Raw genomic sequence first — 26233 nt, forward strand, 5'->3', positions numbered from 1 at the left:
GAGTTCGAGCAGAACAAACGCCCCCACCAATCACATCCCAATATGCGGCTTGATCCGGCCAATTCTGCGTTTGATGTATCGGCTGGAGAAGCGGCGGTAGTGTTTGCGGTAGGACGCCGCCAGCGTTTTGCGCCACGGCGGGCGCGGTTTTTTGCCGTCGACAAACTGGTCAAGCGAGGGTATGTCGTCGTCCCCGGATTGTTGGTCGTAGTAGACGGTGAAAGCGTAAAACACCGCGAAGCCAATGCCCGCAATACAAAAACCGTAAAACAGCCAATCGGCAAAAGCACTGAATTCGGGCGGGGTGGGAAAGAAAATCAGTCGTTCAGAGAAGTACAGAATCACGCAAGCCTCCTAACTGAATCAGCCACGAGATGACGCAATTATAGACCGTGGATAACACTCCGGGTTCCCCAAACGGGGGGTGATGACTTACTTTTCGTCTTTATCGTCGCTTTTGCCAGGGAAAATCATTTTGAATATGAAAATAATCACAACAATCGTCATAAACAGCACGATGCCGTAAATCACCCATTGGCCAAAACTCTCCCACGCCGGTGGGGTGGTAAGGGTTAGGTCGTGCGAGTTGTCTTCATTCATGGAAATATCCTGTCAATCAATGGTTAAAAAGCTGAGGCCATTATGCCCGCCAAGGTGGGGCGAGGCCAGCGTTTGGCCATAGACGTTATCTATTGTCGCCCCATAGCTGTTGCAGGCGCTGATCGCGACCGCAGCGATATCGATAATACTTATAGCGAAGGGGGTTCTTTTGGTAGTAATTCTGGTGATAGCCCTCGGCGGGGTAAAATTCGCTGGCCGGGGTGATGGCAGTGACGATGGCGGCGGCGAAGGGTTTGTTTTGCTGCAGGGCGTGTTTTGATCTGGTCGCGGCCTGTTTTTGCTCATCGTTGAGGTAGAAAATCTCGCTGCGATATTGCGCCCCATGATCGCAGAACTGCTGATTGGGCGTGGTTGGGTCGATGCTGCGCCAGAACTTTTCCAGTAGCTGGGCGTAGCTGATCTGGTTGGCGTCGTAAATGACTTTCACCGCTTCCACGTGGCCGGTACCGCCGGCGGAAACCTGTTCATAGCTGGGATTTTTCACCTGGCCGCCGGTGTAGCCGGAGAGCGTTTCTTTGACCCCTTTGATCCTGTCGAAGTCAGACTCCACGCACCAGAAACAGCCGCCGGCGAAAATGGCGGTTTGTAGATTTTCCTGTGCATGAGCTGTAGCCGTCAGCAACAACAGGCAGAAGAACAGAATGCGTTTAACCATTTTTACCCTCTCCTGCGGCGACGAATTTTAACGCCAGGCCGTTATTGCACCAGCGCTGGCCGGTGGGTTGTGGGCCGTCATTAAACACGTGACCTTGATGACCTCCGCAGCGGGCGCAATGGTATTCCGTACGCGGGTAAATCAGCTTGAAGTCCCATTGAGTTTCCAGCGTATTCGGCAGATGGGTGAAAAAGCTGGGCCAGCCGGTGCCGCTGTCGTATTTCATGGCGGCGGTAAACAGCGGCAGATCGCAGCCGGCACAAACGTAGTTGCCATTGCGTTTTTCGTGATTGAGCGGACTGCTGTGGGCGCGTTCGGTGTCGTGCTCGCGCAGGATGCGGTATTGGTCGGGCGTGAGCCGCTGTTTCCAGTCCCGGTCACTGCGGACAATTTTTTCGATCTGCTGGGCCAGCAGGGTTTTGCTGCACGCGGCCAGGGCGATCAGGGTGGCAGCTTGGGCTAAAAAGCGTCTTCGGCGCAAAGGTTTATCCTTTCAGAAGTGCTATCAGGACAGTTTGACTAACTGCCACGGGGTTCGTTCAGCATAGAGAGGCTGACCGACAGTGGCAAGCAAGGTGCAGCCGAGCACGGCGTTTGTGCTGGAAGTTGGGTAGAATAGAACCTCCATCTTGTTGAACGACGAGTGATATGTCTGCACAAAATCCCATTGGTGTGTTTGATTCCGGCCTGGGAGGCCTGTCGGTGCTGGCGGCGATACGCCAGTTGTTGCCGCAGGAATCGTTAATTTATGTGGCGGACAACGCCCATGCGCCCTATGGCGAAAAAAGCGAGCAATACATTTTGAACCGGGTGGATACGGTAGGGGAATATTTCCACGCCGCCGGGGTGAAGGCCATGGTGGTTGCGTGCAATACTGCCACCAGCGCGGCAGTGCATGAATTGCGTTCGCGTTACACGGTGCCCATCGTCGGTATGGAGCCGGCGATTAAGCCGGCGGGCCAGCTGAGTAAATCCGGGGTGATCGGCGTGCTGGCCACGGAACGCACGCTGGTGGGCGAAAAGTTTTCTCGCCTGGTGGCGCAGCAGGCACCGACGCTGAAGTTCATCCTCCAACCCTGCCCCGGCTGGGTGCAGTTGGTGGAAAGCGGTGATCTGGACAGCGCTGCTGCCGAGGCGTTGGTGCGCCGCCATCTTGAGCCGGTGCTGGCGGCGGGGGCAGATACCCTGGTGCTGGGGTGTACCCATTACCCATTTTTGCGCCGCAACATCGCGGCGGTGGCGGGGCCTCAGGTGCAGATTATTGATCCCAACGGCGCAGTTGCGCGCCAGTTGCAGCGGGTGTTGCAGCAGGTGGATGGTCTGGCAGCCGGGGGCATCGAGGGGGATGTCCGCTATTTCCAGTCGGGTGCAGAGCTGTATTCGCCGCAGGCCATGCAGCGACTGTATGGAGAAACTTTGTATTTTCAACGGTTGCCCGACGAATTTTGTTAGCAACCCTGGTATAAAAAGTGGTTGATTGTGGCCGATAAGCAAAGTTAGTATATTAGCAATATCTAATCTGGAGGTGGTTATGTCGCTGTTTCGTGGTGTGTTGCCGTGGGCGTTGGTACTGGTAGGCTTATTGACGTTGAGCGGATGTTCGGACAACCGGGCCAAAGCCTGGCAAATGATCGATGATGGCGCGCTGTTGGTAGACGTGCGCTCCCCAGGCGAATACAACGCTGGCCACCTGCCTGATGCGAAGCTGATTCCGGTCAGTGAAGTGGGCAGCCGTCTGGCGGAATTTGGTAACGACAAGAATGCGCCCATCGTGGTTTATTGCGCAGCGGGCGTGCGCGCTGGCAAGGCCAAGGATATTTTGGAATCCAACGGCTTTACCAATGTGGTGAATGGCGGTGGTTATGAGGATATGATGGCTGCCAAACCGAAGTGATGATCGGATGGATGATCGATTTCAGGGCGCGTTAGCGCCCTTTTTTGTGGGCGCAGAGCTGGTTATACTGCGACCGAATTCAATGCGGGAGAAGTATTTTGAATTACTACGTGATCATTCTAGTGATGTTCAGTTTGACTGGCGTTGTTCTGACTGTGTGGGGATGGCGGGTGATGAGTCAGGCGCGTCAGCGCAAGACCTGGCCAACGGTTAGCGGCGAAATTGTGGTATCCAGTCGTGAGCAAGGCGTCATCGATTTGTTTCCCCGGATTGAATACAGCTACGAGATAGAAGGTACGACGCATCAGCAATTGATGGAATTCCCCGACGGTACCCAGCCTACCCCGGAGTTTTGCCAGGCCTATCTCAAAAAATACCCGCTGGGAGCAGCGGTAACGGTGTATTACCAGCCGGGGAAGCCGGACGTAAGCACCCTGGAGCCCTCCGAGGAAGGCGACTGGATGATTCTGGCGCTGGGGATATTGCTGACAGTGTTTGGAACCGGATTTGCGTTGTCGGGAAATTAACCCGTATTTACTGCGGTTCAAATCACATACCGGTTGCCGATACGGGTTCGAGGCGGTTTAACACACTGAGCGAGAACAAGCATGGCAAAAGGGTTTGCGGTTTTGAAGGAAGATGCCCTGCAACTGGGTAGACTGGATCCGTTTCTCGGCAAAAAAGTGATTGTTGCTGATGACGACTCGTTTATTCGCGAAGCGCTGCGAATGATTCTGCGGGAAAAGAAAATCGAAATATTGTCAGAAGTGGCCAATGGCCAAAAAGTGCTGGAAGCAGTACGTTACCAGAAGGCCGATTATCTTTTTCTGGACATCAACATGCCCGGCATGAATGGTCTGGAAGTGTTGAAGCAGTTGGTGGACGAGCAGATCAAGGTGAAGGTGATCATGATCAGCGGTTCAGCCACCAAAGAGGCGGTAAAAACGGCACTGGAACTGGGTGCAGTAGGCTTTGTGGTCAAACCGTTTAATCCCGCCGCCGTCTACAAAACCCTGGAACGGGCTAATATCGCAGCCGGTACCAAGCCAGCCCAATAAATTCGTGCAAGGCGTGGTAACTGATTACCAGCGAGGCGGCCTTGGGTAAAAAATCAGTCAGCTTCAGCGGATTGCTGTCCATTTCAAACGCCATCGGTGCGGGTAAAACCTGCAATTGTTGCTGTTCAAAAACGCCAACGGCTCTGGGCAAATGCCAAGCGTGGCTGACCAGCATCACTCGCTGAATGTGGTCGGGTTCCAGCAGGGCTTGACTGAAAATGGCATTTTCACCGGTGGTGCGTGACTTATCCTCCACCCATTGGGGAGTGACACCGAACTGCCCTACCAGCGCTTTTTCCATGAGACGGGCTTCTGCCGGCAGGTTGGGTTTTTCATTGCCGCCGGTCACCAAAATAGGCAGTCCGGTTTGACGATGTAATGCTACGCCGTACAGCAACCGGTGCAGGGTGTAGGGGTTGACCGAGCTGCCACCGAATTCGGGGGCGTAGTCCTGTCTTCCACCAGCCAAAATGACAATCGCCTGGGGTTGAAACTGATCGATCATCGCCTTATCCAGCACGGGATAAGGTTGTAACGGGCGCATCAGCAGATGCGATACTACCGGCAGGCTCAACAGCAACAAACTGCAGGTGCCGAACAGCAACAGGCCGCGAGCCAGTTTGGGGCGGCGATAAAACAGCCCGGCACTAAGTGCAAGCACCACCACGATGGAGCCTGGCGGTAACAGCGTGCTGTTGAACAAGCGGGTCAAGCCTACTTCAAACATGCAGTATCTCTCAGGTCATCGCGGTAGCGCCAACTGGGCTGGCGATGCTGATCGACGATGCCATAACGACGCAGCCAGTCGAACGCGTCCTCGGCATCCTGTTCAAACCAGGCGCGGGCCGAGCCCAAACGGAATGAATAGCCCCACTCGTCCATGTCCAAAAACTGCTCTGCCATGCTGTAGTTCTGCATCTGGTCGCTGAGTAACAGTTGCAGATAGCACACGCCATTTTCCTCGTCATAACCACCGCCAGCATCGGTGTGCAGTCCTTTGCGTCGCTGGTGGTCCAGGCAGATGTAATGACAGGCTTCGTGCAGAGCAGAATGCACCGGCGTGTCACCGCGCACGTACAGGCGGTTGGCGATAATGCCTGCTTCGCTGTCGCCCCAAAAACTGCCGGGGATGGGCTCGCCATCGGCAACGGCGATGACGTCGATGGCATAACGGCCCAGAACGGCTTGCAGGTCCTGGCGCTGGAGGGCTTGGCAATAGAGCATGGTGGTCGTATCCGTGAAAAAACCAGGGCCATTATACGTGCCTCACCCTGCCCTGTCCTCGGCATCCAAGGCTGATGGATTCCTGCTACACTAGCTGGCAACTCGGTTGTGGTAGTGGGAGTAAGCGAATGAGCGTCGTGGCAGACAAAGTGCGGAAGCGGAAAAAAACCCAGGCGGAACAGGCCGATCGACATGTGTTGTATCAAAAGTCGGTGCAGTCCGCCGATGTTGAAGTGGCGTTTTTCGTTGACCGTTTTCGCGAGTTGCGCGCCGCTGATCCGTTGACTATGCGCGAAGATTTTTGCGGTACGGCGCTGCTGTGTGTGGAGTGGTGTAAAAGCGATCCGCGTCGCACGGCGATCGGTGTTGATTTGTGCCAGGATACGCTGGACTGGGGATTGAAAAATAACGTGTTGCCGGCCGGCAATGACGTGAGCCGTCGCATTAGTCTGTGCAATGAAAATGTACTGACGGTAAAGCCTGGTCCGCAGGACGTAATTTGCGCGATGAATTTCAGTTTCTGCTGCTTCAAGACCCGGCAGGAACTGTTGACCTATTTTAAAAATGTCTACGCTGGTTTGAGCGAGCAAGGTCTGCTGTTTCTGGATTTGCTGGGCGGCACGGCAACCATGGATGTTGTCGAAGACGTGCGCGATGTCGAAGATGAAGATTTTGTCTACATTTGGGATCAAAGCAGCTTTAACCCGATTGATCACCATTTGCAGTGTCATATCCATTTCGAATTTAGTGATGGCTCGCGGATGGAGCAGGCGTTCACCTATGATTGGCGCTTGTGGACCATTCCTGAAATTCGCGAACTGTTGCTCGAAGCGGGATTCAGCGACATGAAAGTGTATTGGGAAGAATTTGCTGAAAATGAAAATGATCCTGACAGCGATTATCTGGTAGGTACAGGTGAATATCAGCCAGTGACGGCGATAGAGCAACAAGAATCCTGGTTGGCATATATTGTAGGAATCAAGTAGAGCATAACGATGATTAAAGTGGGTGATAGCTTGCCATCCGTTGCCGTGCAGGTCATGCAGGATGGGAAAATGCTCAGCAAAGATATAAACGAGCTTTTGGCCGGCAAATGCAGTGTGTTGTTTGGTGTGCCGGGAGCATTTACGCCGACCTGTTCGGAAAAGCATTTGCCCGGATACCTTGGCGTGCTGTTCGATTTTAAAAAAGCCGGCATTGAACAAGTTGCCTGTATTTCAGTCAATGATGCCTACGTGATGTTGGCATGGGCAAAAAGTCAAAACATCACCAACGAAATTTTGATGCTGGCCGATGGCAGTGCTGAATTTGCGCACGCAACGGGTTTGCAACTGGATCTGACCAAGCAGGGTTTTGGCATGCGCTGCGTGCGATTTGCAATGGTGGTACAGGATGGTGTTGTTCGCTTGTTGAATGTTGAAAATGGCGGCGCACTGCAAGTGAGCAAGGCAGAAGTGGTGTTGGCGGACTGGCGCAAGCAATGACGGATAAAATTAACAAAACCGAACAACAATGGCGTGAGGAGTTATCGCCACAGCAATATTTTGTTTGTCGACAAAAAGGCACGGAGCGGCCGTTTTCCGGTGAGCTGTATTTTTGCAAGGATCGTGGTACGTATCATTGTGTTTGTTGTGATGCGGAGTTGTTTTCGTCGGAGACGAAATATGATTCTGGCAGTGGCTGGCCAAGTTTTTATGATGTGGTGCAATCGGCGGCGGTAAATCAACACACCGATACCAGTCATGGCATGGTGCGTACCGAAATTACCTGCGCTGCCTGCGATGCGCATCTTGGTCACGTGTTTGACGATGGTCCCGAACCTACGGGTTTGCGTTATTGCGTGAACTCAGCCTCCTTGCGTTTTCAAGCGACGGAATGATTCCAGGACTGACACCACAGTATTCACTCTCGCCCCTGCAGCGTGTTGAGCTGCCCGTATTGCAACAGCGTATCGAGCTTTTTATTAAACGCGATGACTTGATTCATCCGCAGGTTTCTGGAAACAAGTGGCGCAAGCTCAAATACAATTTGCTTCAAGCCAGGCAAGAAGGTGTCAGCCGTTTGATGACATTTGGCGGCGGTTATTCCAATCACTTGCACGCATTTGCAGCAGCATGTCGTGCGGCTGGGATTGAAGGCGTGGCGATTGTGCGTGGCGAGCGGCCCACTAATCTGGGGTCGACTTTGCAGTTTGTGGATGATTGCGGCGTGCATTTGCATTTTGTCAGTCGCGAGGAATATCGCCAGCGAAATGGTGCCGAGTACGTGCAGCGATTGCAGCGTCAGTTCGCGCCATGCGAATGGATTCCAGAGGGCGGCAGTAATGCGTTGGCGTTGCGTGGCGTGGCGGAAATAATCCCGGAGTTACGACAGCAAATGGTCGATGGATTTGATGTGATTGCGACGCCGATAGGCAGTGGTGGAACCCTGGCGGGATTGTTGACGGAATTGCAGCCTGATCAGCGTGCGCTGGGGGTTTGCGTGCTCAAGGGAGCAGAATATTTGCAACAACAGGTTGAGCAATTGGCGCCGGGAATGGCGGAGCGCTGGCAGATCAATCATGATTATCATTTTGGTGGTTATGCCAAATTCAATGATACGCTGTTAACGTTTATGCGTGATTTTCGCTATCAGACAGGTGTAGCGTTGGAGCCGATTTACACGGCCAAACTGATGTATGGGTTGGTTGATCTGGTGAGCAAAAACTATTTTCCGTCAGGCTGCCGCGTTGTTGCCTTGCACACAGGGGGCATGCAGGGCCTGGACGGGATGATGCAACGATTTCCAGCAATTCGTGACAAGATATGAGTACATTTGAAGAAGGTTTGATTGCCTACGAGGCGGGATACATTCGTGCCGCCATCCAATATTGGACCCAGGCCGCTGAAGCCGGTGATGTGCGTTCACAGTTTAATCTGGGCGTTATATTTGACAATGGCGACCATGTGGAGCCCAATCCATGGGAAGCAGTGTTGTGGTATCGGCGCGCGGCGGAGCAAGGCTATGCGCCAGCACAATTTAATCTGGCGTTGATGCTGTTGCAGGCACGCGGCACAGCGCGCAATCCGGCGGAGGCGGCGCACTGGTATCAGCAGGCAGCGCAGCAGGGGCAGCCGGACGCATTGTTTAATCTGGCGCAAATGTGCGCGGATGGCGACGGTGTGCGGCAAGACTATGCAGCGGCGGTGCAGTTGTATACGCAGGCAGCAGAACGTGGACACGCTGAGGCCGCCAATAATTTGGGGATTCGTTACGCCATGGGCCAGGGCGTGCCACGCGATGATGAGGCGGCCTACATGTGGTTTAACATTGCGGTGGAGCTGGGCGATGCGACGGCGGTTCGCCATCGTGAACGTGTGGCGATGCAGTTGAGTGAGCAGCAGATCATGGATGCAGGCAGACGTTCACAGCAGTGGCTGTTACAGCACGGGTTTCGGTAGTGGAGCGCGAAATTGTTTAAACGTCATTGCGTCCACTGTTTTTTGATTGTCGATGACAGGAGCGATCGATGAAGATTTTTGTATTGTTGGTGTGCGCGCTGTTGCTGCTGGGTTGCAGCGAAGAACAGCAAAACAAGTTAAGCCGTTTGGGAGTGACTTGGCTGGAGGGCGATTACCGGGTGAGTTTTGCTGAAGGTAATCATCTGAAAGTCTGGGAAGTCCATGGCGGCAAGGTAACGTCCGAACCGGAAAAGGGGTATTACTATTTTTGGGTAGAGGCGAATGGCAAACAAAAATATGTACAAACCCCGATTGCACGCACTTACATTGAAGAGCTCTAGGGAGTTGTTATGTACCGTTGGTTAATTATTTCTATCGTGTTGATGTTGGTGATGACGTGGCTGGGTATGCGATTTCGCAAGACCAACGTGATGGTGTCGACCGCGCTGTTTACTGCAGCAGTGGTGTTTGCGCTGTTGCTGGTGGGCGCAGGCACCGGCTTGATCGGTGGCTAGGCGGTTAGATAAATATCGTAGCGAGTGGTTTTGCCTTCCAGAACATAGGAGGGCCGTTTTTCATCCACGCACGGCGCGCCTTTGGGGCGTTTGACGACCACTCGCTTTGTGGCGGTTGCCAGCGCTGCCTTGAGAAGTGCTTCGGCGTTGTCATCATCGCCTACGACGGCGCGCAACAGACGCATTTCTTTTTTCACCAGTGCGGTTTTGCTGCGGTGGGGATACATCGGGTCCATGTAGACAATTTCAGGGCGTTGCTCCAGCTGCAATAGCAGCTGGCATGCGTCGCCTTGTTGCAGCGACAGACGCTCAGGCAGCCATTGTCCCAGCTCCGGGTCCTGGTTGGCGCGCCGCAGGCCATCTTCAAGCAGTGCGGCAATCACCGGCGAGCGCTCCATCATGGTCACGTTAGCGCCTAAGTGCGCCAGTACAAACGCATCCCGGCCCAAACCTGCTGTAACATCAAGGATTTGCGGATGCTTGTTGTTTTTGAAGCCCATGGCTTTGGCGAGCGTCTGACCCTTCCCTCCGCCGAAGCGGCGACGGTGCCCCATCGCTCCTTCGACAAAGTCGACAAAAACCTCACCGGAGCCCTCTTCATCCTGCATTTGCAGGCTGATTTTATGGGAATTGACCTTGAACAAAAGCTCAACACTGTCCGTGGGGAGGCCGATAGGAATATTGAGGCGCCGCGACCATTCGCTGGCCAGTGGCGCATCCTTTGGCTCGGTGCTGACGATTGCAATTGTCGATGGATAACTGGCTGATTCTGTGTTCATTTTTAAGGCCGGTTTAATAATTGCACCGGAAGCAGTGCGGGCCGCTTTTGCCACCGACACGGCTCCGCGGAACAAGGTACGAAAGCATGCCGGTGATGCTGCAAAGTAAGGAGATTCGCCATGCAGCCCGCTATCCAAAAACGTGCAGTATTCTACTTAGTTTTGAGTGTCTTCGCTCTGGCTATTTCTCAAGTCGCTCTTGCCGAAGGCTATAAGCTGGAAAAGGGCCGATTCATCGTCGCGACTGACCAGTTACGCAACAGCCCGTTCGAACAAGCCGTGATATACATTACCCAGGCGGGTGATGTTGGCACCTACGGTCTGATGGTCAATCGCCCGACGGGAATTTCCCTGGGCGAAGTGTTCGCCGACGAAACCGCGCAACGTCACCATAACGACCAGGTGTTCTATGGCGGCCCCCTTCACAACCAGTATCTGTTTTCACTGGCAGAAAGTCCCTACAAGCAGGGCGAAGTGCTGCAAGTGGATAACACCATTATGCTGGGTGCGGGTCTGGACACGCTGACGCGGTTTAGTTACGACTCGCAAAATACCAAGGTTAAAACCTTCATTGGCTACGCCAGCTGGACCCCGGGTCAGTTGCAAAAGCAAATCGAGGATGGAGCCTGGATTGTGGTCCCTGCGGATCCTGAGCTGGTCTTCTCCGAAGAGGACGATGATTTGTGGACGACCTTGACCAGCCGTTGGGGTGGGGACTGGACCTAGTTCCCCCGTTGATCATGAATCTGCTAGCATGCCTCTTTATTCTGAAGAGGACAAAGGGGCATGCATCGTCAGTGGCTATTATCCCGCCTGCAAAATCATATCGCGCATGACCCGCAAGAACGTGACATGCAACAGCGCTTAACCCGTTTTGTGCATGAGCACGCAAACTGTTTTGATCGTGAATTGTTGGTTGGACACATTACCGGATCTGCGTGGATTGTGAATCCAGAGCGCAGCAAAGTGCTGATGATTCATCACCGCAAATTAAATCGCTGGCTGCAACCAGGTGGTCATTCCGATGGTGATCCCAATACCCTGCAGGTTGCACTGCGTGAAGCGCGCGAAGAAACAGGACTGGATTCCATTCAACCAGTCAGCGAAGCTGTTTTTGATGTCGACATCCATACCATTCCTGCGCGCCGTGATGAGCCGCAACACGAACATTTTGATGTGCGGTTCTTGTTGCAGGCTGACGATAGCCTGCCAATTTTGCGCACTGAAGAAACCAATGACATTGCCTGGATGACGCTTGATGAAGTGCTGCAGCACGCTCAAGAGGATTCGATTGTGCGCATGCTGAATAAAACCCGCCGAACATGAGCGAGCAATACCAAGTACGCATCAGTGCGCGTGCACGCCGTCTGAGAATGCAGGTCGATAGCCATGGCCAATTATTGGTGGTGGTGCCGGCTAATTTTGATCAACGACACATCCCTCGTTTTATTCATCAGCACAAGGACTGGATTGCGCATGCACGGCAAAAGGCGGCACAGGCACATGCCAAGCATCCTGAGTTGTTTGAAACGCGGCCTGAGCAAATTTATTTGCCGGCACTGAGCGCAACCTGGCAAGTGGAGTATGTCACTACGGGTCAGCGTGCGTTATGGCGGGATGTCGATGGCGCGCTGCTGGTACGGGCCGATCAGGAGGCGATGATCAAACATGCGCTGGGTGATTGGTTGACGGTGATGGCGAAACAGTTTTTGCCGCAGCGTCTGCGTTTGATGGCCAATGACACGGGATTGAATTACAGCGGCGTGACGATACGTGCACAAAAAACCCGCTGGGGAAGTTGTTCATCAAAACAAAATATAAACCTCAACAGAAACCTGTTATTTCTGCCGCTGCCGCTGGTGGATTACCTGTGCCTGCACGAGTTGTGTCACACCCGGGTGATGAATCATTCAGAAAAGTTTTGGCGACAGGTGGCGAGTTTTGAACCGGATTATGCCCGCTTGGAGCGAAGCCTGACCCTTGCGGCACGACAAGTACCGCAGTGGGCCAGGTCATAGACGATTAAAGCTCGACGTAAATGCGACCGTCATCGATTTTCAGTGCGTAAGTGGGCAGATCTTTTTGCCCACGGATGACGTTCAGCAACTGAATGCCGGGGGGGAAGCAGGCCCATTGGCAGGCTTTACCGGTTTTGATGTCAAATTCAGCATGGTGGAATTTGCACTGGATACGTTGGCCATCAATCAGTTTGCCTTTTTCCAAGGGCATGGACATGTGCGGACATTTAGCGCCAGTGGCGTAAAATCCGTCTTCCAGGTGGATCAGCAATACCTTCTCACCATCAACGTTGAAGGCCTTTTTTTCCCCAACGGCGAGTGAGTTTTGTTCACACAGAAAGCGAAACGCCATGCGAATCTCCTGCATATTGTTAAGTTTGAAAACAATGGACTGGAGCATTTTACTTGGTTTATGTCGGCCTGACTATGATGATCAAAATATGCACAATACAAGCCGGCGTAATCATTTTGTCATATTACAGCAGTGTAATATGGCCGCGTAGAGTAACGAGATAAAAAAGCTATGGCGTACACCATTTTGATTGTTGAGGATGAAGAATCCATCCGTGAAATGATCGCATTCTCATTGGAGCAGGCGGGTTTTGCGGTGTTGGAGGCTGGTGAGGGTGCGGCGGCGAATAATGTTATCGCGAATGTGCGCCCCGACCTCATTCTGCTGGATTGGATGTTGCCAGGATTGAGCGGCGTGGAAATTGCCCGTCGCTTGAAGCGTGAACAAATGACTGCAGATATTCCCATCATCATGCTGACTGCACGTGGCGAAGAAGATGAGCGTTTACGCGGCTTTGATGCGGGTGCAGATGATTATATTACCAAGCCATTTTCCACGCGTGAGTTGGTGGCGCGTATCAAGGCAGTATTGCGTCGAACCTCCGGTATGGGGGATGATACCGTTTCTATCGGTGGGCTGGTGCTGGATAAAGACAATTACCGCGTGTCGATAGATGGGAAGCCACTGGAACTGGGGCCCACGGAATTCAAGCTGCTCAGCTTTTTTATGACACATCCGGAACGGGTTTATAGTCGTACCCAGTTATTGGATCGCGTGTGGGGCAGCAATGTCTACGTGGAAGAACGTACGGTTGATGTGCATATTCGCCGTCTGCGTAAAGCCCTGGAAGCAGTTCAGCGAGATGATCTGATTCAAACTGTGAGAGGCGCCGGGTATCGTTTTTCTGCCAGCGTTTAATCGAATTTGTCAAATACTGTTGTTCGTGAACTGAGCAGGCTGGTGATGGTGGCGCTGCCGGCCCTGTTGCTGGGGCTGATGCTGGGTCACTTTCTGCTGGCGCTGATTTTGGTGCTGGTCGCCTATCTGTACTATTACCTGAAAAAATTGTCCGATCTGGAATCCTGGTTGGAGGATAGCACGCGTTTTGAGCCGCCGGAGGCGCGTGGGGCTTGGGGTGAAGTGTTTAACCACATCCTGCTTTTGCAACAGCGTAACCGCAAACAAAAACGCACACTAGCCAGCGCGCTGACCCAGTTCCAGAAGGCTGCGACCGCATTGCCTGATGGCATTGTGATTCTTGAAGCCGATGCCAGCATTGAATGGTGTAATCAGGCTGCGCGGCGGTTGCTGGGCCTGCGTGTCCCACAGGATGTGGGTTATCCCATTACTAATTTTTTGCGCAGTCCAGCGCTGAGCAATTACATCAAAAAAGGTGAATTTGACGAGCCGCTGGATATGATTTCGCCGTTGAACAGCGATATGCACCTCGCCATCCGATTGGTGCCTTATGGCAATGACCAGCGCCTGCTGGTGGCGCGGGACATGAGCCGCATTATGCGACTGGAGCAGACTCGCAAAGTGTTCGTCGCCAACGTATCACATGAATTGCGCACGCCGCTGACGGTGATCAGTGGTTATGTTGAAAATCTGGTGAACAGCGATGATGAAGGCACGGCGCGTTGGCGTCGGCAGTTTGCTGCGATGCAGCAGCAGACACAGCGTATGTCGCGCATTGTCGATGAGCTGCTGATGTTGTCGCAACTGGAAACCAAAACGCTGCCAGTGCTGGAAAAGCCGGTAGACGTACCTAGTTTGGTGCGCAATCTGGTGAATGAGGCGACGATGCTCAGTGGTGATAACAAACACCAGCTTCAGGCTGATATCGATAACGGGCTGTGGTTGCGCGCCAGCAGCTCGGAAATTCAAAGCGCCTTCCAGAACCTGATGTCGAACGCAGTTCGTTACACCCCGGCGGGAGGCAAAATAAGTTTGCGCTGGTACCTGCGGGCGGGCGTGCCCTGCTTTGAAGTGCAGGATTCAGGTATAGGGATTGAGGCCAGACATATTCCCCTGCTGACCGAGCGGTTCTATCGGGTGGATGAAGCCAGGTCGCGAGCCACGGGTGGTACCGGTCTGGGATTGTCCATTGTAAAACAAATACTTACCCGCCATGGTGGCAATCTGCAAATTGACAGTGTGCCCGGCACCGGCAGCACTTTCCGCTGCGAATTTCCGTTGGATTTGCTGGTACGTCAGCAATAATTTAGGGGTTGTAATATTTCTGTCACACAACCGACGCAAAATGTGCCCCCATCGAACCCCGGCGCAGATGCGCAATATCTGTTTGTTGTTTCTCCTAAAGGAGCGAATATGAAAATGAAAAATGTGTTGTTAGCCCTGAGCGCAAGCTTGGCCTTTGGCGCGGTTGGTAACGCTGCCGCCAGCGTAGATCCTGCGCTGCCCGAATATAAAACTGCCAGTGGCGTATCAGGTAACCTGTCCAGCGTTGGTTCTGACACGTTGGCGAATCTGATGACCCTGTGGGCAGAGGACTTCAAGCGTCTGTACCCAAATGTAAACATCCAGATCCAGGCTGCGGGTTCATCAACTGCGGCACCTGCGCTGACAGAAGGTACGTCTAACTTTGGTCCAATGAGCCGCGCAATGAAGGCTGGTGAAATCGAAGCCTTTGAAAAGCGCCACGGTTACAAGCCGATGCAGATTCCTGTTGCTATTGACGCATTGGCGGTATTTGTCCACAAGGACAACCCCATCAAGGGTCTGACTATCCCACAAGTGGATGCGATTTTCTCTTCAACGCGCAAGTGTGGTCACGGCAGCGAAATCGGTACTTGGGGCGATCTGGGCATGAAGGGCTCTTGGGAAACTCGCCGTATTCAGTTGTACGGTCGTAACTCTGTATCCGGTACTTACGGTTATTTCAAAGACAAAGCGCTGTGTGAAGGCGACTTCAAAAATGGCGTGAACGAGCAGCCTGGTTCTGCCTCTGTGGTTCAGTCAGTGTCCACTTCCTTGAACGGCATTGGTTACTCCGGCATCGGTTACAGAACCTCTGGTGTGAAGGCAGTGCCTATGGCCAAGAAAGAAGGCGCGCCCTTCATTGCTGCTACACCAGAAAACGCAGAGAAAGGCAGCTACCCATTGTCACGTTTCCTCTACGTTTACGTGAACAAGGCACCGAACAAACCGCTGAGCCCAATGGAACGTGAATTTATCAAGCTGATGCTGTCCAAGCAGGGTCAGGAAATTGTGGTAAAAGACGGTTACATCCCGCTGCCAGCCAAAGCAGTGAACAAAATTCTACAAAATATCAAGTAGTTGCAATGAAGCCCCGGTATCCGGGGCTTTTTTTTGCGGTGCGCGATGCGCGGCGGTACAATAGCGCGGTTTTTAGACCTGACACCATGTATAAACGTAAGCCCCGGATTCTATTTGTCAGTGAGCAGCCACAGGTTGCGGAACTGGCTTTGACAATCCTGCAGCAAGAAGGCGCTGCGTGGGCAGATGGCCGGAGCCTGGGTTTTGAGCAGGCTGCGGTTGCGCGGGAACAGCTGGTTGGGCAGATTTGATTATTTCGTTGGGACAGCGCACTCTCGAGCTGACACCGGATTTGCTACCCCAGGTACAGCAGCGACATTGGCCCTTGCCGGCAGATGCTGAACTGGTCCAACAGGAATTGCAAAGTCGAATCAAAGGTGTGCTGGGTGGAATAAGGATGTTTGCGGCCAGTGATGGGATGTAACATTACTGTAATATTTCTGAAATAAACTGCGCGGCCTATGCAAAATTCAGCAGCAAAAAATTCATCAGATGCGATCCAGAGCAAAAAGCGGGATCGTCGCCGTCTCATTGTTGACCACATCGCCCGTTGGGGTGTTGGATTTGGTGGCATTGGGGTCATCATCGCCATAACGTTGATATTTTTCTATCTGGCGTGGGTTGTGTTGCCGTTGTTCAAGTCGGCGCAGGTGGAACAAGTCCACGAATACACCATGCCAGGCAGTGGTCAGGCATTGATGCTGGCCATGGAAGAACAAGGCGAAGTTGTATTGCGCGTCAACAACAGTGGTGAACTGTTGTTCTTTAACGCGACTGATGGCGCAGAAATTCATAAACAGCAATTGACGTTGGCCGCGCCGATCACGGCGATAGGTCGGGCTGATCCGACTTCAGGAATTTTTGCGTTGGGTCTGGCTAACGGTACGGCCATGGCGTTCAAGGTGGAATATAACTCCACCTATCCTGACGGTAAGCGAGTAATTACGCCAAATCTGCTCTATCCCCTGGGCGAAGAGCCACTGATCATTAGCGATCATGGTGAAGCGATCAAATTGTTGACGCTGCAAAGCGGCGACGTGGGAATGACCTTGGTGGCGACCACTGAGACCAATCACGTTCGGGTGGTCAGCTATGTCAAAGAAGACTCGCTGTTCGAAGATGAAGTAACGTTCGAGCACCAGACCAATGATTTTGTGCTGGAACACAGCGCGGCCAAGTTGCTGATGACCGGCGAGCAGCGCGTGTTATACGTGGTGGACTCGGACGGTACAGTCCACGTGTATGATATCCAGGACAAAGAATCGGCACCAATACTTCTCGAAGATGCCAAGCTGTTGCCGGAAAATGTGGCGTTGACGGATATCCGCTTCCTGGCGGGTACAGTGTCGCTGATGGTGGCGGGCAGTGATGGCTCGCTGTCGCAGTGGTTCCGGGTGCGCGATAGCAGCGGCAAGTTCAAGCTGACCAAGATTCGCTCGTTTGACACCGAGCAAGGCGTTATTAAAGTTATCGAACCAGAGTTCTATCGCAAGTCCTTTTTTGCGATGGATAACAGCGGTAACCTTGGGTTGTACCACGCGACGGCCGAAAGCACTCTCTTGGTGGAGAAGCTGCTTGAGGGTGATGTCACCGGAGTGGCTATTTCTCCCCGCTCCAAGTCGTTATTGGTGGAAGAGACTGGCGGCAAAGTCCGGGTCTTTGAGGTTGAAAACGAACATCCGGAAATCTCCTGGTCATCGCTGTGGGGCAAGGTGTGGTACGAGGGTTATCAGGAGCCGGATTACGTCTGGCAATCCACCTCCGGTGGTAGCGACTTTGAGTCCAAGTTAAGTCTGGTGCCGCTGTCCTTCGGCACGCTGAAAGCGGCGTTTTACGCGATGGTAATGTCGGTGCCGCTGGCCATTTTGGGGGCGATTTTCACTGCGTATTTCATGGCTCCCAAGCTGCGTCAGACCATCAAACCGACCGTAGAAATCATGGAAGCGTTGCCAACGGTTATTCTTGGCTTCCTGGCGGGGTTGTGGTTGGCGCCGTTCATGGAAACCAATTTGCCGGCGGTGTTTGCCCTGTTGGTGATCATGCCGTTGGGTGTGTTGGCGTTTGCCTACCTGTGGTTGCACATGCCGCGTTCTGTGCGCCACTCGATTCCTGATGGCTGGCAGCCAATTCTGTTGATCCCAGTAGTTATTTTGATTGCCTGGGCAGTGATTGCCGCCAGTCCGATGATGGAAGCGTATTTCTTTGGCGGCGATATGCCGCGATGGATGCGCGATGAGTTGGGCATAGCGTTTGACCAGCGAAATTCGGTGGTCGTGGGTCTGGCCATGGGCTTTGCGGTCATCCCGACCATTTTCTCCATTGCCGAAGATGCAATTTTCTCGGTGCCCAAACATTTGACCAATGGATCATTGGCATTGGGCGCAACGCCTTGGCAGACGTTTGTTCGCGTGGTGCTGCCAACTGCCAGCCCAGGTATTTTCTCCGGGGTGATGATCGGATTTGGTCGCGCCGTGGGTGAGACAATGATTGTGCTGATGGCGACTGGTAATACGCCGGTGATGGATTGGAACATTTTCCAGGGTATGAGAACCCTGTCCGCCAATATTGCGGTGGAAATGCCAGAATCCGAAGTGGGTGGTACGCATTACCGCGTATTGTTCCTCGCGGCGTTGGTGCTGTTCTTGTTTACCTTCTTCTTCAATACGCTGGCTGAAGTGGTACGTCAGCGTTTGCGTAAGAAGTATGGTTCGCTGTAGTTGGGAGCAGTCGCATGGCAGATAAAAACGTTAAAAACTGGTTTAAAAGTGGCGCTCCCTGGGTTTGGTTGACCGGTGCGGCGGTTGCCGTCAGCGTTATCATGGTGGTGGGTCTGCTAGGTTTGATCGCAGTTCGCGGCTTGGGATTTTTCTGGCCAGCGGACGTACAGCAGGTGCAGTATCGGGACGCTGGCGGTCAGACGATCACTGTTGCCGGTGAGATTTATGGCAAGGAAGCCGTCTTGGCCGAACGTTTGCGTGAATCCGGTACGGATATTCCGCAAGATATGGAAAAGGTGACGCGTTTCCTGTTCAAGATCGGCAATCGTGACGTCAACGGCATGGATTTCCGTTGGTTGATGAAGCACAACATTGAAAGTTGGAGCACGCCGGAGAATCTGTTTGTTGCCGAGCGTCGTGAATGGGGTAACTTTTACGGTTATCTCAAGGAAGTAAAGCAGGACGGCGTGGTGGTGGCCGAGGGTGAAGCAGCCTGGCCCAAGTTCGAATTATTGCTGCAGCGTTCCGCCGATTTGGCAGTGCAGATTCGTGATCTGGAAAGAACCGAAATTGGTTCGGTCAATTACCGTCTGGAGCGTTTGCGACTAAAGGAACGTGGCCTGGAATTGGATGGCCTGTTGGATGATCAGGCCAAGGCGCAATTGGTGGAAGACCGTGCGGCTCTCAATGCCGAATACGGCTCGCTGCAAAAACAGTTGAACGGTTTACACGCTGCGATCAGTCGGGATGCTCTGACGGCGACCACGGCGGATGGTCGTGTGGTGGAAATTCCACTGAAGAATATCGTCCGTGTTCATATGCCCAATGCGATGAACCCGGTACAAAAATTAATCACATATTTTTCCAATGTCTGGGCCTTTGTTAGCGGCGAGCCGCGTGAGGCCAATACCGAGGGTGGAGTGTTCCCAGCTATCTTCGGTACGGTGATGATGGTTATCATCATGTCGATTTTTGTGACGCCGTTTGGTGTAGTGGCAGCGGTTTACTTGCGCGAATATGCCAAGCAAGGATTTTTGACTCGGGTAATACGTATCGCGGTAAACAATCTGGCGGGCGTGCCGGCGATTGTTTATGGCGTGTTTGGTTTGGGCTTTTTTGTGTACTTTCTGGGTGGCAACATTGATGCCCTGTTTTTCCCGGAAGCCCTGCCCGCCCCGACTTTTGGTACTCCGGGCTTGTTGTGGGCGTCATTGACGCTGGCGATTTTGACCGTGCCGGTGGTTATTGTGGCGACCGAGGAAGGTTTATCGCGGATTCCACGTAATATTCGCGAAGGCAGTCTGGCGCTGGGTGCGACCAAGTGGGAAACCTTGTGGAAAACGGTTATCCCCATGGCCAGCCCGGCAATGATGACCGGATTGATTCTTGCCATTGCTCGTGCGGCGGGTGAAGTGGCGCCCCTGATGTTGGTAGGTGTGGTGAAACTGGCCCCGACCCTGCCGATGGATGGCAACTTCCCTTACGTGCATCTGGATTACAAGATCATGCATTTGGGCTTCCACATCTACGATGTGGGCTTCCAGAGCCCGAACGTTGAGGCGGCTCGTCCGTTAGTGTACGCAACTGCGCTGTTGCTGGTGTTGGTTATCATCGTGCTGAACATCGCCGCGATTGCCATTCGTAATCGTCTGCGTGAGCGCTACAAGGCACTGGATAACTAGGATTGAGGTTAGAGTGATGACTGAAGGTAATAATGCTCAAGTGAAACTGGAAACCAGTGTCCGTGCCGGACAGGGTAAAGGTTTGGCTTCTGAAGACATCTGCATCAAGGTGCGCGACCTGCGTTTGTACTACGGAGAAAAGCAGGCGCTGAACGGTATCAACATGGATATCCCACGCAACAAGGTGACGGCGTTTATCGGCCCGTCCGGTTGCGGTAAGTCCACGCTGCTGCGTTGCTTCAATCGAATGAATGATTTGGTTGATAACGTGCGCGTTGAAGGCGAATTGAACATTGATGGCCGCAATATTTTCGACAAATCGGTGAACGTTGCCGAATTGCGCCGCCGGGTGGGTATGGTGTTCCAAAAGCCAAACCCCTTCCCCAAGAGTATTTACGAAAACGTCGCCTATGGTTTGCGTTTGCAGGGAATTAACAGCCGTCGTCGTTTGGACGAAGTGGTCGAACGTTCGCTCAAGGGCGCGGCGCTGTGGGACGAAGTAAAAGATCGTTTGCATGAAAGTGCGATGGGCATGTCGGGTGGTCAGCAGCAGCGTTTGGTGATTGCCCGCGCAATTGCGATTGAGCCAGAAGTGCTGCTGCTGGACGAACCAGCTTCGGCCCTAGACCCGATTTCGACGCTGAAGATCGAAGAGTTGATCTATGAGCTGAAGAATCGCTACACCATCGTTATTGTTACCCACAACATGCAACAGGCTGCGCGAGTTTCAGATTACACCGCATTCATGTACATGGGTGACCTGATTGAATTGGCGGATACCAATACTCTGTTTACCAATCCGGCCAAGCAGCAAACTGAAGACTATATAACCGGCCGTTACGGCTAAGGCAGGGAGTTGAAGATGGATAACCGTATCGGACACCATATTTCCAAGCAGTTTAACGAAGAACTGGAAGATATTCGTACTCGCGTCATGGCGATGGGCGGACTGGTGGAGCAGCAGTTGGAAAATGCGATTACAGCGCTGACCACGAGCGATGCTGCTCTGGCGAGTGAAGTGGCCAACAGTGACTACCGCATCAATGCCCTGGAAGTGGACATTGACGAAGAATGTACCCAAATCCTGGCGCGCCGCCAGCCGGCAGCGACGGACCTGCGTTTGGTAATTGCGGTCATCAAGACCATTACCGACCTGGAGCGTATCGGCGATGAAGCTGGTCGCGTAGCGCGGATGGCGCTAAAAGTGACGGAAGAAGGCGGAACCAAAATTCCAAAAACCGCGCTTGAGCATTTGGGGCGTCACGTTAAGGCGATGCTGCGTGATGCACTGGATGCATTTGCACGTATGGATGCCGAGGCCGCCTATCGTGCATGGAGCGAAGATCGCAAAGTGGATGAAGAATACGAAGCGATTTTGCGTCAGTTGATGACGTTCATGATGGAAGATCCTCGTACCATTCCGCTGGTGCTGGAAGTCATTTGGGCTGCGCGATCATTGGAGCGCGTGGGCGATCGTGCCTCCAACATTTGCGAATACGTTATCTATCTGGTTAAGGGCAAAGACGTGCGCCATACCAGCGCGGAGCAAATGGCAATTGAAGTTCTGGGCAACCGGGCTTGATACGCTGAACGCGGACGACGAAAAAGGGCCCCCAGGGGCCCTTTTTTAATGCAGCGGCGGCGAGTGCGCGGCGTTGTCGTGGAACGCCTCGTCGATGGCGTGCAGAATCATCACCAGCTTGTCGGCGTCAGGGGTGGTTTCCAGCGCCTGCTCGGCATATTCTGCAATATCACTTTCTTTGGGCAGATAGTCGCCCCGCTCTATCAGGGTTTTGAGCTGGGGCAAATAGACCCATTGCAGCCACTGGGGAAACTCCAGCGTGTCAAAGCAAAAAGGCTGGGGACTGGCCAAGGCCGGTGCTGCAGGCGGCTTGCTGTGCCACAGATGTTGTTCACGCAGCTCTTTTTCGAGCATCAGGGTCAGCTCGGCTAGCGCCATTAAAATATTTTGAGGAACCATGGTCAGTTGTTGTCGTATATTTTACAGGTGGAAATACGGCGCTGGATTTCGGATTCGACCAACTGATAAGCCTGGCTGTCCAGATCTTCGTAGCGGGATTTAAACTCGAGTTCCATTATACCCTCAGGCAGGTCGGACGTGGTGGGCATATACTCGGTTTCGCGGGTCGAATTGACCATAAAGTCCTGAACACGGCGTGCGCTGCGGCGGGATTCGGTCGCCAGCGTGGCAAAGCGAGTCCCCGCCCGATCGGCGAGCAAATCGGCAAAGCTGAAACCGCTGCCGTCATGGGCGTCATGCACCTCTTTGAACACACCAACGGCGTCAGCCAAACCACTACCGGCGGAGACGGTAACTGCCCCGGAAATTACAAAGTGCTGGCTTAGATCCTGGCGAGAGCCAAGCAGCAGTGAAATTCGTTTGGCGGGAATTTCGCGGCGCAGATCATCGGGCAGCAGTTGCACTATCTCGGTGTTGACCACGTACAATGCGACCGAATAAAGCAGTGCGCGGTTTTCTGCTGCGGCATCTTCCCCGCCCAGACTGCGGCTTTGCGCGGTTTTGAACAGGGTTTTTAGCAGATGATGCAGCGAGCCCCAACGTCCAGGCCGTTGCAGTGACCATTGGGCAATTTGCCGCTGATAAACGGCGATGCGCTGCAAGTCGTCCTCTTCAAACAGTATCCAGTTACTTTGCTTGGTGATTTCTTGCAGCAGCTTGGGTGACCAACGATAACGGACACTGACTTCGCCGTGACGGATGTCGACACCTTGCACGGCCTGCCAGATATGTTTGTAGCTCAGAATGTGTACACCGAGTTGGTTGTGCAGCAAGCGGCTGGCCAGCGGCAATGAGAAAGTGGGCAGTTGCCAGTAACCCAATTTTAAGGTTAGAAAATACGGTGCGTTATCACGCAAGCCCAGGGTGGCGTGGTAATTTAGATACAAGGAAAATGGCAGCGCCACACTGCCATGAAGCTCGATCAGATTGGGTTGTAATGTGGCGCGGACGCGTATATCACCGTAGCGTTTGGCCGAGTAATTGAGCAGCAGATTTAGATCGCGCTCGTCGATGAGAATATTGCGAATTTCGCCAGGCTTGAGTGTTTTGGGGTTGTTGTCACGCGCAATTTGACGAATGTGGGCAACGTCGTCAAAACGCAGTGTTTGCGAAGTGTCCACTGTCGCGTCAGTGTCCAGCAGGCTGAAAAGAAACGCCAGCAAGAGGAAAAAAAGTATGAAAGCGACGGAAATAATCCGTTTCATTATTCTGGCCTTGTGCCCATATTTTATTTGCGCACGATGGTCGTCCAAACCAGCGAGCATGTCTAATGAGCCAACCGCTTGTTGGCCCGGGAGAGAGCGAGTGAACCGATTGTTATTATCAACTGTCGCTCTAATTGCTGCCCTGCTGGGAGGCGTTGCTCCCCTCCATGCCGATACTGTAGAGACTTCGGCAAATAGAGACAATATCTTTAAATCCGGGGTGTTATGGCAAATCAGTAAACCCGGTATGGAGCCGTCGTATTTAATGGGTACCGTGCACACAGATGACCCGCGAATTATTGCGGTGGGTCAGCGGGTATTGCCGCTGCTGGCGTCGACGACAACGCTGGCGGTCGAGGTATTGCTGAGCAGCGAAAACAGCGCCTACGCGTCGCGAGCAATGTTTTTTACCGATGGCCGCCACCTGCGGCAGGTGGCGGGCGACAAACTGTTTCATGCGTCCGTGGCGGCGTTAAAAGCGCGGGGAATGAGCGAGCAACACGTGGCGATGATGAAGCCGTGGGCAGTGTTTACCGTGTTGAGTATGCCGGAAATGAAAACGGGTCAGTTTTTGGATGCAATGCTGTATTCCAAGGCACAAAGTGAGCAGAAAAAACTCATTGGACTGGAAACCATGCAGGAACAGATTGCGGTATTTGACGAGCTGACGATGGCAGAGCAGTTGGTGTTGCTGGAGGATACGCTGGCACAGCATGGCAAGATGAAGCAAATGATAGAGGGGATTATCGAGCGCTACTTAGCGCAGGATCTGGTTGGCATGGAAAAGCTGAACGATGATCACATGCAATTTACTGATGCGGCGCTGGCGGAAAAGGTGAACCAGCGGTTGCTGTACCAGCGTAACCTAGTGATGTTTGATCGTATGCAGTCCTTGCTCAAGCAAGGAAATGTATTTGTTGCGGTCGGAGTTTTGCACCTGACAGGTGAACGGGGCTTACTAAACTTGTTGCATAAGGCCGGGTTTGAATTAACACCAGTAAAGTAATCATCCATGAAAAAAATTTACGACGCTGCTCACATGTTTGAAGCCCAACTGCTGGTGGATCAGTTGCAGGCTGCTGGTTTCGCAGTGGTGGTGCAGGGGGCGCTTCTGAGTGGTGCGGCAGGCGAATTACCGGTCAATATTTATCCCAGCGTCTGGGTGGCGCAGGACGATCAGGAAGACGCCGCAACGGCGGCACTGCATATGCTGCTGCAAAACGAGTTCAGGCCACCATGGCGCTGTTTACGCTGTGGTGAGGAACATGTTGGTCAATTCAGTCAGTGTTGGCGATGTGGTGCGGAACGCTAGTCGCCGCGCGAGAGTTTGGGTAATTCTTGTTTCTGGCTTTGGCGCTTGGCGCGCTCCAGGGCGTATTCGGCCTGGGCAAACAGACCGGTGTCGTTGTCGGCATCGATGGGGAAAGTCGCAATGCCTACGCTGACCTGGATGGTGAGGCTCTTGCCATCGCCGATATTGAGCGGATGATCGGCAATGGCTTTGGCAATACGGGCAGCGGTTTCCTGTGCGCCCTGGGCATCGGTTTCTGACAGAACTACGGCGAATTCATCACCACCATAACGCGCTGCGGTATCGGTTGGTCGTATGGCACCAGAAATCTGCATTGCCACCGAGCATAGCACCGAATCCCCTACCAAGTGACCGTAGCTCTCATTGACGGCGCGGAATTCGTTGATGTCGAAAAACAATACGGAAAATGGCCGGTCGTAACGCTTGGCGCGATGTACTTCCATGCCCACCACGTCGTGGAACTGTGGACGGTCAAACAGGCCGGTCAGGCTGTCGTGAATCGATAGATAATCCAGTTCGGTCTGAATTTTCTGGAAACGCTCAGCCATGGCATTGAACGCCGAGGCCAAGTGGCCAAGTTCATCATTGGCGTTGTAGTTGATTCGTGAGCTGAGATCGCCCTGGCCAAAGCGGTTTACCGTGTGTTCCAGATTGCGAATCGGCGCCATGACTGAACGGAACAGCACTACCGCGCCCAAAATGGCAAACACCAAACCACAGCCCAGGATGATGATTACCAACACCACCGACTTCCATTTTATTTCCTGGGCGGCGAGTCGTTGCGACTGAATCTCGTTGAGGGCGATATTTTCCATCCGCGCCATCATCGCCAAACAACGGTCCACTCCCCGACTGAAATCCAGTACCAGTCGTTGGCGTTGATCGGCGTTGAGCAGGTGGAATTGGACGAACAGTTGATTGGCGATGGCTTGCAGATTGATGAATTCGTGTTTGGCGGTGGTGAGCAGGTCGAATTCTTCCTTGCTAAGATCGATATTGGCAAAGCCGTTATCAAACCCCAGCCCTAGCTGTACTGCCAGGCTGTCGAACTGGGTGTGGTCGCCCTCTTCCGAGCGGTTGCCAAATTGCTGAATGGGGATCTTGATCTGATAAAACAGTTTTTGTATGTCGGTCACAAATATCTGTTTTTCGACCGGATCATAGACGGCCTTTTCCAGGGTGGAAACAGCGCCGCGCACGGCGATAAACGTGATCAACGCCAGCACGCACAGCGGCAGCAGCATGACACCGATGGCAAACAGCATTCGCGAGCGCAAAGACGCTTTTTGATCCAAAAACCAGCCCATGTCTTATGCAAGTCTCAGGAGAAACATGAAGTTAAAATGACGCTACCGAGCCAAAAATGGGCTTCATTGTAACGCGTAATTACAAAATTAGTACGCCTTTGTTTATCGGAACAGCCTTGTGCTCCTTGACCCTTTATTTTGGCAGGGATGATTCCCTCCTGATAATGTCAGGT

The 26233-nt window shown here is 53.1% G+C and carries 35 protein-coding genes; 24 read left to right on the top strand and 11 right to left on the bottom strand.

The genetic code is table 11. The features are described from left to right. Nucleotides 1-30: 30 nt before the first annotated feature. The 4 genes from OEW58_00335 to msrB (OEW58_00350) all read right to left on the bottom strand — a co-directional run bounded on the left by OEW58_00335 (nucleotide 31) and on the right by msrB (OEW58_00350) (nucleotide 1718). On the bottom strand, nucleotides 31-345 hold the full coding sequence (locus tag OEW58_00335; GenBank protein ID MDH5299795.1) for a hypothetical protein: 315 nt from the start codon (nucleotides 343-345) through the stop codon (nucleotides 31-33). A gap of 87 nt (nucleotides 346-432) precedes the next feature. After that, nucleotides 433-600, bottom strand: a complete 168-nt coding sequence (locus OEW58_00340; protein MDH5299796.1) for a hypothetical protein — start codon at nucleotides 598-600, stop codon at nucleotides 433-435. 85 nt (nucleotides 601-685) lie between these two features. Next, entirely contained in the window at nucleotides 686-1276 is a 591-nt protein-coding gene (gene msrA, locus OEW58_00345) for a peptide-methionine (S)-S-oxide reductase MsrA (protein ID MDH5299797.1), read from the bottom strand. Then, on the bottom strand, nucleotides 1269-1718 hold the full coding sequence (gene msrB, locus OEW58_00350; GenBank protein MDH5299798.1) for a peptide-methionine (R)-S-oxide reductase MsrB: 450 nt from the start codon (nucleotides 1716-1718) through the stop codon (nucleotides 1269-1271). The genes msrA and msrB (OEW58_00350) overlap by 8 nt, the downstream gene beginning before the upstream one ends. A 206-nt stretch (nucleotides 1719-1924) precedes the next feature. Between msrB (OEW58_00350) and murI the strand changes: the two genes are divergently transcribed. The 4 genes from murI (at nucleotide 1925) to OEW58_00370 (ending at nucleotide 4228) form a co-directional block, all read left to right on the top strand. Then, nucleotides 1925-2728 (top strand): glutamate racemase, encoded by an 804-nt coding sequence (gene murI, locus OEW58_00355; GenBank protein MDH5299799.1) that lies wholly within the window; start codon nucleotides 1925-1927, stop codon nucleotides 2726-2728. A gap of 79 nt (nucleotides 2729-2807) precedes the next feature. After that, the gene (locus tag OEW58_00360; GenBank protein MDH5299800.1) at nucleotides 2808-3170 is read left to right on the top strand and encodes a rhodanese-like domain-containing protein; all 363 of its coding nucleotides are present in this window, start codon (nucleotides 2808-2810) and stop codon (nucleotides 3168-3170) included. A 98-nt stretch (nucleotides 3171-3268) separates the two neighbouring features. Then, a complete protein-coding gene (locus tag OEW58_00365) occupies nucleotides 3269-3697 on the top strand; it encodes a DUF3592 domain-containing protein (protein MDH5299801.1) in 429 nt (142 codons plus the stop codon). A gap of 81 nt (nucleotides 3698-3778) precedes the next feature. Then, complete coding sequence (locus tag OEW58_00370; GenBank protein ID MDH5299802.1) at nucleotides 3779-4228, top strand: response regulator; 450 nt, start codon at nucleotides 3779-3781, stop codon at nucleotides 4226-4228. Here the strand turns inward: OEW58_00370 and OEW58_00375 are convergent. Both OEW58_00375 and OEW58_00380 read right to left on the bottom strand, forming a co-directional pair. Further along, nucleotides 4194-4955, bottom strand: coding sequence for a YdcF family protein (locus OEW58_00375; protein MDH5299803.1), 762 nt, complete (start codon nucleotides 4953-4955; stop codon nucleotides 4194-4196). The genes OEW58_00370 and OEW58_00375 overlap by 35 nt on opposite strands. Continuing rightward, entirely contained in the window at nucleotides 4943-5452 is a 510-nt protein-coding gene (locus OEW58_00380; protein ID MDH5299804.1) for a hypothetical protein, read from the bottom strand. The genes OEW58_00375 and OEW58_00380 overlap by 13 nt, the downstream gene beginning before the upstream one ends. 128 nt (nucleotides 5453-5580) lie before the next feature. Between OEW58_00380 and OEW58_00385 the strand changes: the two genes are divergently transcribed. The 7 genes from OEW58_00385 (at nucleotide 5581) to OEW58_00415 (ending at nucleotide 9407) form a co-directional block, all read left to right on the top strand. Beyond that, complete coding sequence (locus OEW58_00385; protein ID MDH5299805.1) at nucleotides 5581-6438, top strand: class I SAM-dependent methyltransferase; 858 nt, start codon at nucleotides 5581-5583, stop codon at nucleotides 6436-6438. A gap of 9 nt (nucleotides 6439-6447) precedes the next feature. Beyond that, nucleotides 6448-6936: a peroxiredoxin gene (locus OEW58_00390; protein MDH5299806.1), complete on the top strand. Its 489-nt coding sequence runs from the start codon at nucleotides 6448-6450 to the stop codon at nucleotides 6934-6936. After that, nucleotides 6933-7331, top strand: a complete 399-nt coding sequence (gene msrB, locus OEW58_00395; GenBank protein MDH5299807.1) for a peptide-methionine (R)-S-oxide reductase MsrB — start codon at nucleotides 6933-6935, stop codon at nucleotides 7329-7331. Before OEW58_00390 ends, msrB (OEW58_00395) begins: the two co-directional genes overlap by 4 nt. Further along, a complete protein-coding gene (locus tag OEW58_00400; GenBank protein ID MDH5299808.1) occupies nucleotides 7328-8260 on the top strand; it encodes a pyridoxal-phosphate dependent enzyme in 933 nt (310 codons plus the stop codon). The genes msrB (OEW58_00395) and OEW58_00400 overlap by 4 nt, the downstream gene beginning before the upstream one ends. Next, on the top strand, nucleotides 8257-8892 hold the full coding sequence (locus OEW58_00405; protein MDH5299809.1) for a sel1 repeat family protein: 636 nt from the start codon (nucleotides 8257-8259) through the stop codon (nucleotides 8890-8892). The genes OEW58_00400 and OEW58_00405 overlap by 4 nt, the downstream gene beginning before the upstream one ends. Before the next feature lie 68 nt (nucleotides 8893-8960). After that, nucleotides 8961-9233 carry a hypothetical protein gene (locus tag OEW58_00410; protein ID MDH5299810.1) on the top strand — a complete coding sequence of 91 codons (273 nt, stop codon included), beginning with the start codon at nucleotides 8961-8963 and terminating at the stop codon, nucleotides 9231-9233. A 9-nt stretch (nucleotides 9234-9242) separates the two neighbouring features. Continuing rightward, entirely contained in the window at nucleotides 9243-9407 is a 165-nt protein-coding gene (locus OEW58_00415; GenBank protein MDH5299811.1) for a hypothetical protein, read from the top strand. Here the strand turns inward: OEW58_00415 and OEW58_00420 are convergent. Next, nucleotides 9404-10186, bottom strand: a complete 783-nt coding sequence (locus tag OEW58_00420) for a class I SAM-dependent methyltransferase (GenBank protein ID MDH5299812.1) — start codon at nucleotides 10184-10186, stop codon at nucleotides 9404-9406. The two genes, OEW58_00415 and OEW58_00420, sit on opposite strands and share 4 nt — an antisense overlap. 120 nt (nucleotides 10187-10306) lie before the next feature. Between OEW58_00420 and OEW58_00425 the strand changes: the two genes are divergently transcribed. From OEW58_00425 to OEW58_00435, 3 genes are read left to right on the top strand one after another with little or no spacing between them, the layout of a single operon-like run. Further along, entirely contained in the window at nucleotides 10307-10912 is a 606-nt protein-coding gene (locus tag OEW58_00425) for a YqgE/AlgH family protein (protein ID MDH5299813.1), read from the top strand. A 60-nt stretch (nucleotides 10913-10972) separates the two neighbouring features. After that, nucleotides 10973-11512 carry an NUDIX hydrolase gene (locus tag OEW58_00430; protein ID MDH5299814.1) on the top strand — a complete coding sequence of 180 codons (540 nt, stop codon included), beginning with the start codon at nucleotides 10973-10975 and terminating at the stop codon, nucleotides 11510-11512. After that, on the top strand, nucleotides 11509-12204 hold the full coding sequence (locus OEW58_00435) for a M48 family metallopeptidase (protein ID MDH5299815.1): 696 nt from the start codon (nucleotides 11509-11511) through the stop codon (nucleotides 12202-12204). Before OEW58_00430 ends, OEW58_00435 begins: the two co-directional genes overlap by 4 nt. A gap of 4 nt (nucleotides 12205-12208) precedes the next feature. On the opposite strand, the gene OEW58_00440 is transcribed toward OEW58_00435, so the two are convergent. Beyond that, on the bottom strand, nucleotides 12209-12556 hold the full coding sequence (locus tag OEW58_00440; GenBank protein ID MDH5299816.1) for a Rieske 2Fe-2S domain-containing protein: 348 nt from the start codon (nucleotides 12554-12556) through the stop codon (nucleotides 12209-12211). A 171-nt stretch (nucleotides 12557-12727) separates the two neighbouring features. Here OEW58_00440 and phoB point away from each other — a divergent pair, with 171 nt between their 5' ends. The 8 genes from phoB (at nucleotide 12728) to phoU (ending at nucleotide 21777) form a co-directional block, all read left to right on the top strand. Further along, on the top strand, nucleotides 12728-13414 hold the full coding sequence (gene phoB, locus OEW58_00445; GenBank protein ID MDH5299817.1) for a phosphate regulon transcriptional regulator PhoB: 687 nt from the start codon (nucleotides 12728-12730) through the stop codon (nucleotides 13412-13414). 6 nt (nucleotides 13415-13420) lie between these two features. Further along, the gene (phoR, locus tag OEW58_00450; GenBank protein MDH5299818.1) at nucleotides 13421-14719 is read left to right on the top strand and encodes a phosphate regulon sensor histidine kinase PhoR; all 1299 of its coding nucleotides are present in this window, start codon (nucleotides 13421-13423) and stop codon (nucleotides 14717-14719) included. A 108-nt stretch (nucleotides 14720-14827) separates the two neighbouring features. Then, on the top strand, nucleotides 14828-15796 hold the full coding sequence (locus tag OEW58_00455) for a phosphate ABC transporter substrate-binding protein PstS family protein (GenBank protein MDH5299819.1): 969 nt from the start codon (nucleotides 14828-14830) through the stop codon (nucleotides 15794-15796). Nucleotides 15797-16043: 247 nt separating this feature from the next. Continuing rightward, nucleotides 16044-16220 carry a hypothetical protein gene (locus OEW58_00460; protein MDH5299820.1) on the top strand — a complete coding sequence of 59 codons (177 nt, stop codon included), beginning with the start codon at nucleotides 16044-16046 and terminating at the stop codon, nucleotides 16218-16220. Between the two features lie 37 nt (nucleotides 16221-16257). Next, nucleotides 16258-18513, top strand: a complete 2256-nt coding sequence (locus OEW58_00465; GenBank protein ID MDH5299821.1) for an ABC transporter permease subunit — start codon at nucleotides 16258-16260, stop codon at nucleotides 18511-18513. A gap of 14 nt (nucleotides 18514-18527) precedes the next feature. After that, nucleotides 18528-20195 (top strand): phosphate ABC transporter permease PstA, encoded by a 1668-nt coding sequence (pstA, locus tag OEW58_00470; GenBank protein MDH5299822.1) that lies wholly within the window; start codon nucleotides 18528-18530, stop codon nucleotides 20193-20195. Nucleotides 20196-20211: 16 nt separating this feature from the next. Next, entirely contained in the window at nucleotides 20212-21042 is an 831-nt protein-coding gene (gene pstB, locus OEW58_00475) for a phosphate ABC transporter ATP-binding protein PstB (protein MDH5299823.1), read from the top strand. A 15-nt stretch (nucleotides 21043-21057) separates the two neighbouring features. Then, nucleotides 21058-21777 carry a phosphate signaling complex protein PhoU gene (gene phoU / locus OEW58_00480; protein MDH5299824.1) on the top strand — a complete coding sequence of 240 codons (720 nt, stop codon included), beginning with the start codon at nucleotides 21058-21060 and terminating at the stop codon, nucleotides 21775-21777. Between the two features lie 45 nt (nucleotides 21778-21822). On the opposite strand, the gene OEW58_00485 is transcribed toward phoU, so the two are convergent. Both OEW58_00485 and OEW58_00490 read right to left on the bottom strand, forming a co-directional pair. Further along, on the bottom strand, nucleotides 21823-22155 hold the full coding sequence (locus OEW58_00485) for a YqcC family protein (protein ID MDH5299825.1): 333 nt from the start codon (nucleotides 22153-22155) through the stop codon (nucleotides 21823-21825). Between the two features lie 23 nt (nucleotides 22156-22178). Further along, nucleotides 22179-23441 (bottom strand): hypothetical protein, encoded by a 1263-nt coding sequence (locus tag OEW58_00490; GenBank protein ID MDH5299826.1) that lies wholly within the window; start codon nucleotides 23439-23441, stop codon nucleotides 22179-22181. Nucleotides 23442-23499: 58 nt separating this feature from the next. Here OEW58_00490 and OEW58_00495 point away from each other — a divergent pair, with 58 nt between their 5' ends. Then, the gene (locus tag OEW58_00495; protein MDH5299827.1) at nucleotides 23500-24447 is read left to right on the top strand and encodes a TraB/GumN family protein; all 948 of its coding nucleotides are present in this window, start codon (nucleotides 23500-23502) and stop codon (nucleotides 24445-24447) included. 6 nt (nucleotides 24448-24453) lie between these two features. Next, entirely contained in the window at nucleotides 24454-24753 is a 300-nt protein-coding gene (locus OEW58_00500) for a DUF2007 domain-containing protein (GenBank protein MDH5299828.1), read from the top strand. Here the strand turns inward: OEW58_00500 and OEW58_00505 are convergent. After that, nucleotides 24750-26060 carry a diguanylate cyclase gene (locus OEW58_00505; GenBank protein ID MDH5299829.1) on the bottom strand — a complete coding sequence of 437 codons (1311 nt, stop codon included), beginning with the start codon at nucleotides 26058-26060 and terminating at the stop codon, nucleotides 24750-24752. The two genes, OEW58_00500 and OEW58_00505, sit on opposite strands and share 4 nt — an antisense overlap. Nucleotides 26061-26233: the final 173 nt, after the last annotated feature.

The sequence above is a fragment of the Gammaproteobacteria bacterium genome (assembly GCA_029884425.1).
In the GTDB taxonomy this organism is placed as follows: Bacteria; Pseudomonadota; Gammaproteobacteria; order S012-40; family S012-40; genus JAOUHV01.